Annotated in this window: 9 protein-coding genes and 3 pseudogenes; all 12 read left to right on the forward strand. The window is 66.4% G+C overall.

Annotated elements, in window-relative coordinates:
* Positions 1–602 precede the first annotated feature (602 nt).
* The 12 genes and pseudogenes from ABIF91_RS22735 (at position 603) to istA (ABIF91_RS22790) (ending at position 13,649) form a co-directional block, all read left to right on the forward strand.
* Positions 603–950, forward strand: a complete 348-nt coding sequence (locus ABIF91_RS22735; RefSeq protein WP_283805419.1) for a cytochrome P450 — start codon at positions 603–605, stop codon at positions 948–950.
* A 16-nt stretch (positions 951–966) separates the two neighbouring features.
* Positions 967–2,170: pseudogene (locus tag ABIF91_RS22740) on the forward strand (cytochrome P450).
* 85 nt (positions 2,171–2,255) lie between these two features.
* Positions 2,256–3,545 carry a cytochrome P450 gene (locus tag ABIF91_RS22745; protein ID WP_028181174.1) on the forward strand — a complete coding sequence of 430 codons (1,290 nt, stop codon included), beginning with the start codon at positions 2,256–2,258 and terminating at the stop codon, positions 3,543–3,545.
* A 1-nt stretch (position 3,546) separates the two neighbouring features.
* Positions 3,547–3,834: pseudogene (locus tag ABIF91_RS22750) on the forward strand (ferredoxin); the annotation flags it as partial.
* 27 nt (positions 3,835–3,861) lie between these two features.
* Positions 3,862–4,686: an SDR family oxidoreductase gene (locus tag ABIF91_RS22755; RefSeq protein WP_028181173.1), complete on the forward strand. Its 825-nt coding sequence runs from the start codon at positions 3,862–3,864 to the stop codon at positions 4,684–4,686.
* Positions 4,687–4,691: 5 nt separating this feature from the next.
* Positions 4,692–6,029, forward strand: a complete 1,338-nt coding sequence (locus ABIF91_RS22760) for a cytochrome P450 (RefSeq protein ID WP_028181172.1) — start codon at positions 4,692–4,694, stop codon at positions 6,027–6,029.
* A 154-nt stretch (positions 6,030–6,183) separates the two neighbouring features.
* Positions 6,184–7,182, forward strand: coding sequence for a polyprenyl synthetase family protein (locus tag ABIF91_RS22765; protein WP_028181171.1), 999 nt, complete (start codon positions 6,184–6,186; stop codon positions 7,180–7,182).
* Between the two features lie 308 nt (positions 7,183–7,490).
* The gene (locus ABIF91_RS22770; protein WP_028181170.1) at positions 7,491–9,041 is read left to right on the forward strand and encodes a hypothetical protein; all 1,551 of its coding nucleotides are present in this window, start codon (positions 7,491–7,493) and stop codon (positions 9,039–9,041) included.
* On the forward strand, positions 9,038–9,940 hold the full coding sequence (locus ABIF91_RS22775; RefSeq protein ID WP_028181169.1) for a terpene synthase family protein: 903 nt from the start codon (positions 9,038–9,040) through the stop codon (positions 9,938–9,940). Before ABIF91_RS22770 ends, ABIF91_RS22775 begins: the two co-directional genes overlap by 4 nt.
* Before the next feature lie 315 nt (positions 9,941–10,255).
* A pseudogene (locus tag ABIF91_RS22780) lies at positions 10,256–10,545 on the forward strand (transposase); the annotation flags it as partial.
* Positions 10,546–10,740: 195 nt separating this feature from the next.
* Positions 10,741–11,862 (forward strand): IS21 family transposase, encoded by a 1,122-nt coding sequence (gene istA / locus ABIF91_RS22785; protein ID WP_424579402.1) that lies wholly within the window; start codon positions 10,741–10,743, stop codon positions 11,860–11,862.
* Between the two features lie 29 nt (positions 11,863–11,891).
* On the forward strand, positions 11,892–13,649 hold the full coding sequence (gene istA / locus ABIF91_RS22790; protein ID WP_100214066.1) for an IS21-like element IS1631 family transposase: 1,758 nt from the start codon (positions 11,892–11,894) through the stop codon (positions 13,647–13,649).

Raw genomic sequence — 13,649 nt, forward strand, 5'->3', positions numbered from 1 at the left:
AAACGAGACTATCAAGCATGAAGAGATCGAGCGCGAGGCAGAGGTTTTATTTGTGTTGAATTCTTGCTTCTCGATAGTGGTCTGAAATCGTATCATCGGTCATGGCGGGCGTGGCGTTCGCGGTTGAAGGTGATGGGGTGGCTTCGCAACCGAATCCTACGCCGCATCAGCGCTTTACACCACGCTCGCCAGCCTCTCAGGCGCCCTCTCGCGAATAAGACGGGCTAGCTCGCGCTCAGTCCACTCCCGGCATCGTGACGCTGCGACCGCGCCCCGTCCCCGAGCTTCCGCATCTAGGTAACCAGAGCCACGAAGGCGGCGAGGTCTTGCCCTCCGGACAGGCTGACGCGATCGCGTTCGATGACCCCGGCGGCATCGGAGTGGTTTCCGGCGAACCACACCTGCTGCAGCCAATCCAGATGCTTGAAATTTCGCGCAAGGGCTGCCCCGCACATTCAGCGCGAGAGCAGGCCTTTGTCGGGCACTTGCTGCGCCCGTTGTCGGCATTGAGACTGAATGCCAGAAACCTGACACTACGCGCAGCTATGTAGTGCCTGCTGAGCCTGCGAATTCACTTCGGCACGCGATTTGCTCTGTTCACGGTGTGGGACTGGTCCGGAGGCTATGTCCGGAGGCTATATTGGCGGACACATCGGGGGCACGGTCGAACCTCCTTCACCAATCCGTACGGTCAGTCGATCTATGGCGATGCCGACAGGTTCGATGTCACCCGGCGGCGCAACCCGCACCTGTCGTTCGGCCAGGGGCCGCATTTCTGCCTGGGCGCAGCGCTGGCGCGTCTGGAATTGGGCTGCGCCTTCCCCGCGCTGTTCGTGCGGCTGGAGCATCTGGCGCTGACCATCGCCGCGGAGGACGTCGTCTACATGCCGTCTTACGTCATTCGCTGCCCGCAGCGCCTGCCGGTCACCTTCCGCCCTTCCATCGCTTAGAGAGTGAAGTGCCACCATGTCCGAACAACAACCCTTGCCGACGCTGCCGATGTGGCGCGTCGATCACATCGAGTCCTCGCCCGAGATGTTGGCGCTACGCGCCAGCGGTCCGATCCACCGCGTGCGCTTCCCCTCCGGGCACGAAGGCTGGTGGGTGACAGGCTATGACGAGGCCAAGGCGGTGCTGTCCGACGCGGCGTTCCGGCCCGCGGGAATGCCGCCGGCGGCATTCACCCCGGATTCGGTGATTCTCGGTTCGCCGGGGTGGCTGGTCTCGCACGAGGGGCGCGAGCATGCCCGGCTACGCGCGATCGTGGCGCCGGCCTTCAGTAACCGCAGGGTGAAGCTGCTCGTGCCGCAGGTCGAAGCGATCGCCGCGCACTTGTTCGAGACGCTGGCGGCCCAGCCCCAGCCCGCCGACCTGCGGCGCCACCTCTCCTTTCCGCTTCCGGCCATGGTCATCAGCGCGCTGATGGGCGTGCTCTACGAGGATCACGCCTTTTTCGCCGGGCTGTCCGATGAGGTGATGACGCACCAGCATGAAAGCGGCCCGCGCAGCGCGTCCCGCCTGGCCTGGGAAGAACTGCGCGCCTACATTCGCGGCAAGATGCGCGACAAGCGCCAGGATCCGGACGACAACCTGCTGACGGATCTGCTCGCTGCGGTCGACCAGGGCAAGGCGAGCGAGGAAGAGGCGGTTGGCCTGGCGGCGGGCATGCTGGTGGCGGGGCACGAGAGCACCGTCGCACAGATCGAATTCGGCCTTCTGGCCATGTTCCGCCATCCGCAACAGCGCGAACGCCTGGTCGGCGACCCGTCCCTGATCGACAAGGCGGTAGAGGAAATCCTGCGCATGTACCCGCCGGGCGCGGGCTGGGATGGCATCATGCGCTATCCGAGGACCGACGTGACCATCGCGGGCGTGCATATTTCCGCGGAGAGCAAGGTGCTGGTCGGCCTGCCGGCGACGTCGTTCGATACGCGCCATTGTCGACCCGGAAATCTTCGACATCGGACGCGACGGAGAGCCGCACTTGGCGTTCTCTTCCGGGCCGCACTGCTGCATCGGCGCGGCGCTGGCCAGGCTGGAACTCAAGGTGGTGTTCGGTTCGATCTTCCAGCGCTTTCCCGCGCTGCGCCTGGCCGTGTCGCCCGAAGAATTGAAGTTGCGCAAGGAGATCATCACTGGTGGGTTCGAGGAGTTCCCGGTGCGCTGGTGATGCGCCGCGGATCGCGATCTTCTCCGCAACTGCCGGCGCGCCTGGCGCGCGCCCGTCAGATCAGCCAGCCAACCAACAGGTAACCATCGACGTGCAAGAAACCACTGCAGCATGCCGGGACGCCTTCGCCGAACTGGCGTCGCCAGCGTGCATCCACGACCCGTATCCGTTCATGCGATGGTTGCGCGAGCACGATCCGGTGCATCGCGCGGCGTCGGGCCTCTTTCTGTTGAGCCGCCACGCCGACATCTACTGGGCGTTCAAGGCCACGGGCGATGCGTTTCGGGGGCCGGCGCCCGGCGAACTGGCGCGCTATTTCTCGCGTGCGGCGACCAGCCCGTCGCTCAATCTGCTGGCGTCCACGCTAGCGATGAAGGACCCACCGACGCATACGCGTCTGCGCCGGCTGATCTCGCGCGATTTCACCATGGGCCAGATCGACAACCTGCGGCCGAGCATCGCGCGCATCGTCGCAGCGCGCCTGGACGGCATAACGCCCGCGCTGGAGCGCGGGGAGGCGGTGGACCTGCATCGGGAATTCGCGCTGGCCTTGCCCATGCTGGTTTTCGCCGAACTGTTCGGCATGCCCCAAGACGACATGTTCGGGCTCGCTGCCGGCATCGGCGCCATTCTGGAAGGCCTGGGCCCGCACGCCAGCGATCCCCAGCTCGCCGCGGCGGACCGGGCCAGCGCCAAGGTGCAGGCCTACTTCGGCGACCTCATACAGCGCAAGCGCACCGATCCCCGCCGCGACATCGTGTCGATGCTGGTCGGCGCACATGACGACGATGCCGACACGCTGTCGGATGCGGAGTTGATCAGCATGCTGTGGGGCATGCTGCTGGGCGGCTTCGTCACCACTGCTGCGAGCATCGACCATGCCGTCCTGGCGATGCTGGCGTATCCCGAACAGCGGCACTGGCTGCAGGCAGACGCCGCGGGGCTGAGGGCATTCGTCGAAGAAGTCCTGCGCTGCGACGCGCCCGCCATGTTCAGCTCCATCCCGCGTATCGCCCAGCGCGACATCGAACTGGGCGGCGTGGTGATCCCGAAGGACGCGGACGTGCGCGTGCTGATTGCGGCCGGCAATCGCGACCCGGACGCCTTCGCCAATCCCGACCGCTTCAATCCCGCGCGGTTCTACGGCACCAGTCCTGGCATGTCGACCGACGGCAAGATCATGCTGAGCTTCGGCCACGGCATCCACTTCTGCCTCGGTGCGCAACTGGCCCGGGTGCAGTTGGCCGAGAGCCTGCCGCGGATCCAGGCGCGCTTCCCCACGCTGGCATTGGCCGAGCAGCCGACCCGGGAACCCTCCGCCTTCCTTAGGACGTTCCGCGCGCTGCCGGTACGGCTGCACGCGCAGGGGGGCTGAGATGCGCATCGTGGTCGACCAGGATCTGTGCGGGACCACCGGGCAGTGCGTGCTGACACTGCCGGGCACCTTTCGCCAGCGCGAACCGGACGGCGTGGCCGAAGTGGGCGTGGCGACGGTCCCCCAGGCGCTGCACGCCGCCGTGCGGCTCGCGGCCAGCCAGTGCCCGGTCGCCGCCATTCGGGTCATTGAAAGCGATGCTGGCGATGACGAGCGCGCCAGCGCCGACCCTGCGCCTTCTCCGGCGGAGGCCGAGCGGCATGCCGCGAAAGACCAACGCAATCCAGGACGACACGATGGACGGTTCGAAGGCAAGGTGGCCGTGGTGACCGGCGCCGGCGCCGGCATCGGCAAGGCATGCGCCCTCGCCATCGCGCGCGAGGGCGGCAGGGTAGTGGTGGCCGACATTGACGGCTCGGCGGCCATCGCCTGCACCGCGCAGATCGCGACCGAAGCGGGCCGTGCGCTGGCCCTGGCCACGGACATTGCCGATGCACAGGCGGTGGCGGCGCTGTTCGAGACGGCGGAGCGGCACTTTGGTGGGGTCGACCTGCTGGTGAACAACGCGAGCGCCATGCATTTGACGCCGCGCGACAGCGCGATCCTTGACCTGGACCTGGCGGTCTGGGATCAGACCATGGCGGTCAATCTGCGTGGCACGCTGCTCTGCTGCCGGCAGGCCGTCCCGCGGATGATCGCCCGCGGCGGTGGCGCGATCGTCACCGTGTCGTCGTGCCAGGGGCTCAGTGGTGACACCGCACTGACGTCCTACGCCGCGTCGAAGGCGGCGATGAACATGCTGTCGGCCTCACTCGCCACCCAGTATGGTCATGCGCAGATCCGCTGCAACGCGGTTGCGCCGGGTCTCATCATGACCGAGCGTCTCCTCGCCAAGCTGGACGAATGCATGCAACGGCATCTGCGCCGCCACCAGCTCCTGCCGCGCGTCGGCCGCCCCGAGGACGTGGCCGCGCTGGTGGCGTTCCTGCTCTCCGACGATGCTGCGTTCATCACCGGCCAGGTCGTGTGCATCGACGGCGGCATGCTGGCGCATGTGCCGACATACGCCGACGGTGGCAACAGCCGCGCCGCGCGGCCGGCCGGCGACACCGCCGAAGCGGCCGCAGCGCCATGCGGCTGACGGACATGCTGCTCAACCCGCTAGACCGTCGACACCGAATGCGGCACGACATCCCGGTCGTGCCCGGCGCTTTCCCGCTGGTCGGGCATCTTCCCGCCATCGCCAGAGGCCTGCCGCACCTGCTGCGCCGCGCGGAACGGACGCTGGGTAGCTACTTCTGGCTGGATTTTGGCCCTGCCGGTCACCTGATGACCTGCATGGATCTGGATGCGTTCGCACTGCTCCGGCACAAGGACGTGTCCTCGGCGCTGATCGAAGAGATCGCGCCCGAATTGTTCGGCGGAACGTTGGTCGCACAGGACGGCGGGGCGCACCGGCAGGCGCGCGATGCGATCAAGGCGGCGTTCCTGCCCAAGGCGCTGACCCAGGCCGGCATCGGCGATCTGTTCGCGCCCATCATCCGGGCGCGCGTGCAGGCGTGGCGCGACCGCGGCGACGTAACCATCCTGCGCGAAACCGGCGATCTGATGCTCAAGCTCATCTTCAGCCTCATGGGAATCCCCGCGCACGACCTGCCGGAATGGCATCGCAAGTACCGGCAATTGCTGCAGCTGATCGTCGCGCCCCCGGTCGACCTGCCAGGATTGCCCTTGCGGCGCGGCCGCGCCGCCCGCGACTGGATCGACGCGCAGTTGCGCCAGTTCGTCCGCGACGCGCGTGCGCATGCCGCGCGCACCGGGTTGATCAACGACATGGTGAGCGCCTTCGATAGCAGCCACGATGCGCCCTCCGATGACGTCCTGATCGCTAATATCCGCTTGCTGCTGCTTGGCGGCCACGACACCACTGCCTCGACGATGGCATGGATGGTAATCGAGCTGGCGCGGCAGCCTGTCCTGTGGGAAGCCCTGGTCGAGGAGGCGCAACGCGTGGGCGCGGTGCCGACTCGGCACGCGGAGCTGGCGCAGTGTCCGGTCGCCGAGGCGCTGTTCCGCGAGACGCTGCGCTTGCATCCTCCGACCACGGTCCTGCCGCGTCGCGCGCTGCAGGAATTGCAACTCGGTCAACGGCGCATTCCCGCGGGCACCGATCTGTGCATCCCGCTGCTGCATTTCTCGACCTCAGCTCTGCTGCACGAGGCGCCTGATCAGTTCCGCCTGGCGCGGTGGCTGCAACGCACGGAGCCGATCCTGCCGGTGGACATGCTGCAGTTCGGTACGGGCCCACACGTCTGCATCGGCTACCATCTGGTATGGCTGGAACTGGTGCAGTTCGGCATCGCCTTGGCGCTGACCATGCACAAGGCCGGGGCGCGGCCGCGGTTGCTGGGCGGCGTCGAAAAAGGCCAGCGGTATTACCCGACCGCACATCCGTCCATGACAATCCGCATCGGATTCTCATGAGCTGGCATCGCATGCCCGTGTGGCGAAGCAGCGGCGCCGGCGAGGCGCGGCATTGCTGCACTCGGCGCGCGCGCTCGGTGCGACGCCGGCAACACTGCGGCGGCTCGCCGCTCGCCGTGGCCGTCTCCTGTCAGGTAACAAGGACATGAACAACATGCAAACCGGTTCCACGCCACACGACGACCGAACTGGCGTGTCCCCGCTTAGCGGATTGGGCGCGCAGGCGCGTGGCGCATCCAGCAAGCTACTACCGGAGACCTGGATGCAGGACGGCGCAAAGCGGGTCGAACAGGTTCTGGCGCGTCATCTCTGCGCCGAAAACGACGGTGAGACCGAGCTGATGGCGGCGATGCGCTACGCCACCTTGCATGGCGGGAAGCGCACGCGCGCCTTGCTCTGTCTGGCCGCCGGCGCACTCGTCGACACGCCGGCGCACATGCTCGACGACGTCGGCGCCGCCATCGAGATGATGCACGCCTGTACCCTGGTCCACGACGACCTGCCCGCGATGGACGACGACGTGCTTCGCCGCGGCCTTCCGACCGTGCACGTCAAGTTCGGCGAAGCCACTGCGATCCTGGTCGGCGATGCCCTGCAGGCGCACGCCTTCCTGATCCTGGCGAGCCTGAATGCGCCGGGCGACAACCGTATCGCGCTCGTGCGCGAACTGGCGCAGGCGGTGTCCGCCGAGGGTGCCGCAGGCGGGCAGGCCATGGATCTGTCGCTGGTTGGAAAGCACGTCGAGCTGGACAGGATCGTGGCGATGCACCGGATGAAGTGCGGAGCGCTAGTGCGCGCGTCCGTTCGCATGGGCGCGCTATGCGCCATCGCGGAGGATGCCGCGCACGCTGCGCTGTACTGTGCGCTGGATGGCTACAGCGCCAGTTTTGGCCTTGCGTTGCAGGTGATCGACGACATTCTCGACGGGACAGCGGATACCGCGACGCTGGGCAAGACCCCCGGCAAGGACGCAGCAGCGCAGAAGCCGACCTGCGCGTTGATCATGGGGCTGCCGGCAGCGCGCCAGTTCGCGGCGGATCTTTTGCGCGACGCCGGGGAGGCCATCGCCCCGCTGGGGCCGCGTGCGGAACGGTTGGCGCAGATCCTGGAACGGGCCAACGCGTGTCTGTTCGAGCACACGCCATGCGCATGAGCGAGCCCGTCCGCATGGAGTCGCCCCTGAGCCGTTGCGATCGGCGGGCGGCAGCGGTGCATGCTGCTCTGCGTCAGAGTCCGCGGCGATGATCGCAGCCGTTGCCCGGCATTACCGCGGCGCACGCGGCGTGCTGGCGCGCAAGCCTGTGCGACGGCCGGCGCCTGCATCGGGGGCACCTCGCCGCGCCGGAGCAGGGCGGCCGTCCGGCGCTGCCCATGCGCTGTCCGCGACGGGCGTGCGGCCACGTGCGCGGCGTCTGCCTGATCCTGGTTCTCGTCAAACCGTCTGCAGAAGGAACATCCCGCGTGAACGCGCTGTCCGAACAGATCCTTTCCGAATTGCGCCACCTGCTGAGCGAGATGAGCGATGGCGGCAGCGTCGGTCCGTCCGTCTACGACACGGCGCGAGCTCTCCAGTTTCACGGCAACGTCGACGGTCGGCAGGACGCATACGGGTGGCTTATCGCGCAGCAACAGGCCGATGGCGGATGGGGAAGCGCGGACTTCCCGCTGTTCCGCCATGCGCCCACATGGGCGGCGTTCCTGGCATTGCAGCGTGCCGATCCTCTTCCCGGCGCTGCTGATGCAGTCCAGGCTGCAATCCGCTTCCTCCAACGCCAGCCCGATCCCTACGCGCATGCGGTGCCGGACGACGCGCCGATCGGCGCGGAGCTGATCCTGCCGCGGTTTTGCGGCGACGCCGCATCCTTGCTGGGCGGCGTGGCGTTTCCGCGCCACCCGGCGCTGTTGCCGTTGCGGCAAGCGTGCCTGGTCAAGCTGGGGGCGGCGGCGACGTTGCCGAGCGGCCATCCGTTGCTGCACTCCTGGGAAGCCTGGGGGACGTCTCCCACCGCCGTATGCCCGGATGACGACGGCAGCATCGGCATCAGTCCGGCGGCGACCGCCGCCTGGCGTGCGCGCGCCGTGACACAGGGGAGCATGCCGCAGGTCGGGCGCGCCGACGCGTATCTGCAGGCGGCATCGCGGGCGACGCGCAGCGGCATCGAAGGTGTCGTTCCCAACGTCTGGCCGATCAATGTGTTCGAGCCATGCTGGTCGCTGTACACCCTGCATCTGGCTGGGCTGTTCGCGCATCCCGCGCTCGCCGAGGCGGTGCGCGTGATCGTCGCGCAGCTCGACTCCCGCTTGGGCGTGCGCGGTCTGGGCCCGGCCTTGCACTTCGCGGCCGATGCGGACGACACCGCAGTTGCGTTGTGCGTCCTGCGCCTTGCAGGCCGCGACCCGGCGGTCGATGCGTTGCGCCATTTCGAAATCGGCGAGCTGTTCGTCACCTTCCCCGGTGAGCGCAATGCCTCGGTGTCGACCAACATCCATGCCCTGCATGCCTTGCGACTGTCGGGAAAGCCCGCCGCCGGCACCCGCGCCTATGTCGAGGCCAATCGCAACCCGCATGGTCTGTGGAACAACGAAAAATGGCACGTTTCGTGGCTGTATCCCACCGCGCATGCGGTCGCTGCGCTGGCGCAAGGCAAGCCCCAGTGGCGCGATGAGCGCGCGCTGGCGGCGCTGCTGCAGGCGCAGCGCGACGACGGCGGCTGGGGCGCGGGTCGCGGGTCCACGTTCGAGGAAACCGCCTATGCGCTGTTTGCGTTGCACGTGATGGATGGGAGCGAAGAGGCGACAGGGCGCCGGCGCATCGCGCAGGTGGTGGCGCGTGCGCTGGAGTGGATGCTCGCCCGCCATGCGGCGCATGGATTGCCGCAGACGCCGCTGTGGATCGGCAAGGAACTGTATTGCCCCACTCGGGTCGTGCGCGTGGCCGAACTCGCCGGGTTGTGGCTGGCGCTTCGTTGGGGGCGGCGCGTCCTGGCCGAGGGGGCAGGAGCGGCGCCATGATCCAGACTGAACGCGCGCTCCAGCAGGTGCTGGAGTGGGGACGTTCCCTGACCGGGTTCGCCCACGAGCATGCCGTGGAAGCGGTTAGGGGCGGCCAGTACATCCTGCAGCGCATCCACCCGAGCCTGCGCGGCACCAGCGCCCGCACCGGTCGCGATCGGCAGGACGAAACGCTGATCGTGGCGTTCTATCGCGAACTGGCGCTGCTGTTCTGGCTCGACGATTGCAACGACCTTGGCCTGATCGCGCCGGAGCAGCTCGCCGCGGTGGAGCAAGCGCTGGGGCAGGGCGTGCCGTGCGCTCTCCCCGGATTCGAGGGTTGCGCTGTGCTGCGCGCTTCGCTGGCCACGCTCGCTTACGATCGTCGCGACTATGCTCAGCTTCTCGACGATACCCGGTGCTACTGCGCGGCGCTGCGCGCCGGACACGCGCAGGCGGTAGCGGCGGAACGCTGGTCCTACGCTGAGTACCTGCACAACGGCATCGATTCGATCGCCTACACGAACGTGTTCTGTTGCCTGTCCTTGCTGTGGGGGCTGGATATGGCGACCTTGCGCGCGCGTCCGGCGTTTCGCCAGGTCCTGCGGCTCATCTCCGCGATAGGGCGTCTGCAGAACGATCTGCATGGATGCGGCAAGGACAGGTCGGCCGGCGAGGCCGACAACGCGGTGATCTTGTTGCTGCAGCGCTATCCGGCTATGCCTGTGGTGGAGTTCCTCAACGACGAGCTGGCCGGCCATACGCGCATGCTGCACCGGGTGATGGCGGAAGAACGCTTTCCCGCGCCGTGGGGACCATTGATCGAGGCCATGGCTGCCATTCGCACGCAGTACTACCAGACCTCGCCCGGCCGCTACCGCAGCGACGCTGCGGGGGGAGGCCAGCGTGCGCCGGCCTGAACGCGCGGGAGGCGGCGGCGTGCGCGCACCGGCCGGCGATGTCCCGCTGGGACGGTGGTTGTGGCGACCTCGGTCAATCGGCTGGTGGCGGGCTCGTCCGCACGCCGCTGCATACATTGAAGCGCCCGATCCGGACATCATCATGAGGCGCTACGCGACGTCGGAAAGGACCATGACCCGAGCTGGCCGCAAAGGTTCAACTATGACGGGTCCAAGGCCTGACTAACAGAGCTGGCCCCGCAAATTCGGACAGTAGCTTGAGTGGATTTTCTGCCTGACAGCGGCGAGGATTCTTGCTGCGAATCAGGAGCGAAGATGACGAAGAAGAGCCGCCGGACGCATTCTCCGGCATTCAAGGCGAAGGTTGCTTTGGCTGCGGTCAAAGGCGACAAGACACTGGCGGAGCTGGCGCAACTGTTTGATGTTCATCCGAACCAGATCACGATCTGGAAAAACCAGCTCCTGGAAGGCGCCGCCGGCGTGTTTGGGCATGACAAGACATCGGCCGAGACGCCGGTCGATTTGAAGGCGTTACATGCCAAGATCGGCGAGCTGGCGTTGGAAAACGATTTTTTGTCCGGCGCGCTCACCAAGGCGGGCCTGCTGCGGATTCCGATTTATTCCGGCCGGGTATTCCGACTTGAAGCCGGCCATCGTTCCGATTTGAAGCCGGCCACGATTCCGAAATGAAACCGGCCGGCATTCCGATTTGAAGTCGGCCGGGTTTTTGGAAGTCGGCGTTTTCGTTTGGATCAGTCCCTCAGGCATCAAGTCCCGCGTTGATCAACGTGGGGAAGCGGATGCCGGCCAAGAGAGAACTGACCATGCGACAGATACGACAGATGCTGCGGCTTGCCCGTGATGGGGTGAGCGCCCGGGAGATTGGGCGCACGCTCGGCGTGGCGCGCAGCACCATCCAGGACAACCTCAAGCGTGCCTCGACTGCCGGGCTGGCGTGGCCTTTGGCGGGCGATCTGACCGACGCCGTTCTTGAACAACGTCTGTTTGCCCATGCCGGCGTCAGGCGCGGCTTTCGCCGGCGCCGGGAGCCGGATTGGGCCTCGCTGGCCTGTGAGCTGAAGCGGCCTGGCGTCAATCTGATGGTGCTGTGGGAGGAGTACCGGGCGGTCCACCCGGAAGGTTATGGCTACAGCCGGTTCTGCGATTTATTCCGAGAATTCGACCGGCGGCTGTCTCCGACGATGCGGCAGGACCATCCGGCCGGCGACAAGGTCTTTGTCGATTACTCCGGCAAGAAGATCATGATCGTTGATCGCGAAACCGGGGTTGTACGCGATGCGGAGATCTTCGTCGCCGTGCTTGGCGCCTCGAATTACACCTACGCCGAGGCGACCTGGACGCAGACACTTCCGGACTGGATCGAGGCCCATGTCCGGATGTTCCGGTTCTTTGGCGGGGTGCCGCGCCTCGTCGTCCCTGACAATCTGAAGTCCGGCGTGCACCGGGCTTCGTTCTACGACCCTGAAATCAATCGCAGCTACGGGATGATGGCGTCCCATTACGGCGTTGGCGTCCTTCCGGCACGGCCAAGAAAGCCGCGGGATAAGGCAAAAGTGGAGGCCGGGGTTCGGTTTGCCCAGACCTATATCCTCGGGCGGCTTCGTCGCCAGACCTTCTTCTCGTTGGCCGAGGCGAACGCAGCCATTGCCGCTGCGCTGGAGCGGATCAACGCGCACATCATGCGCCGGCTCGGTGTCAGTCGCCGTCAATTGTTCGAGACGGTCGAGATGTCGGTCCTGGCGTCGTTGCCGGACGCCGATTATCAGTTTGCGGAATGGCGCGTGGCCCGCGTCTCGCTCGATTATCATGTCGAGATCGACGGCCCCCGTGGGTCGGTCAAAATCCCCCGGGTATGGTCACTTGAAACTCCCCCACCTGATGATCGCCGTCAGCGCCGCTGAACAGCAGTAGCCGGTCAGGCAGGACGTTTATGTTCGACCCCTTTAGCCAGCAAGGGGCCGGGGAGTTGAACGTCTTGAAGCGACATCTGCAAAGCACCGTACTTACATTACTTGATCGCAACACCAGCCAGCGCGAGATTCACCGGCTGACGGGTGTCGATCGCAAGACGATCCGGCGTTATCAGGCGCTGCGGGCCGGTGCGGAGGCAAATTCCCCCGGGGAAGTGACCACCGGCTCGGTGAGCGCGGACGGCCAAATTCCTCCACCCCGACCACCGGCTTTTGGGACATCGGAAGCGACGGTCACCAGCAGCCTGGCCCGTTCGGCTTGCGAAGCGCATCGGACGTGGATCGAAGAACAGGTCCGGCTGAAGCGGAACGCGCAGGCGATTTACCAGGACCTGGTTGATCAATTTGGCTTTCCGTCCAGCTACCAGAGTGTCAAGCGGTTTGTGCGCCGGTTGCGGCACGCTGATCCTGAGCAGTTTGATCGTCTTGAGTTCCTCCCCGGCGAGGAAGCTCAGGTCGACTATGGCGAGGGCGCGCCGACGGTTGATCCGAAGAGCGGGCGGTACCGTCGTCCCCGCCTGTTCGTGATGACGCTACGCTACTCGCGGCGCAGCTTCCGGCGGGTAGTCTGGAAGTCCAGCCAACAAGTCTGGGCGCAGCTCCACGAAGAGGCGTTCCGGTATTTTGGCGGGGTCCCCAGCTATGTCGTGCTCGACAACCTGAAGGAAGGCGTCCTCAAGCCGGATTTGTACGAGCCCCAGCTCAACCCGATTTACAGCGCGATGCTGGCTCATTACGCCGTGGTCGCCGATCCCGCGCGCGTGGCCGATCCAAATCGGAAAGGATGCGTCGAGAATGCGATTCAACATACCCAGGGCACTGCGCTGGCCGGACGGCGCTTCGAGACGCTGGAGGCGCAAAACGAGTTCTTGAGGCACTGGGAGGAGAACTGGGCTTCCAAACGCATCCACGGCAGCACGCGCCGTCAGGTCGAGGCGATGTTCCAGGAAGAGAAGCCGCACCTGCGGCCGCTGCCTGTCGCTCCCTTCCGCATCTTCACCGAAGTCGTCCGGACTGTCTGCGACGACACCACCGTACGCGTCGACAACAGCTATTACGCCGCGCGGCCCGCGCCGATCGGCAGCCAGGTCGTCGTGCGCATCTACACCACCACGATCGAGATCCGTGATCGCCACACCCGTGCGCTGCTGCGTGTTCATTCCCGGATGGCGCACCCCGGTTCTGTCGTCCTGCCGACCAGCGAACGGCCGTTCAACCCGTCGCGGCAAACCGCCGTGCTGCTGGCGAGCGCCGAGCGCATCGGACCGCAGACCAGGGCCTTGTGCCAGCAGGTGTTCGACACCGAAGGGCGCCCCGGACAGCGCGCGATGTGGGGCATTGTCGGGCTGGGCCGGAAGTATCCGGCGCGGCTGGTCGAGCAGGCCTGCGCGCACGCCATCGACAACCGCATCTACCGCTACAAGCACGTGCGTGCGACCGTCGAGCGGTTGTTCGAACAGGCGATCGAGCAGGTTGGAGTGACGCCACAGCCGGCATCGCCGCTCACCCAGGATCATCCGCTGATCCGTACCCCCGCGGAATACGGCGACCTCTTCAGCCGCGCTGTGCGGCGCGACGCCGACGACAATGGTCGGCAGGCCGAGGCTCACGACGATCACGCCACGGCAATCCGCGCTCGTGTCGCCTGCGCAACCCCGGCCAACTCCGGCGCCACGAGCGCTCCCGCTGCACCTTCTCACCTTAAACTGGAGACCTAG

Source organism: Bradyrhizobium sp. USDA 241 (genome assembly GCF_049739505.1).
Classification (GTDB): domain Bacteria; phylum Pseudomonadota; class Alphaproteobacteria; order Rhizobiales; family Xanthobacteraceae; genus Bradyrhizobium; species Bradyrhizobium liaoningense.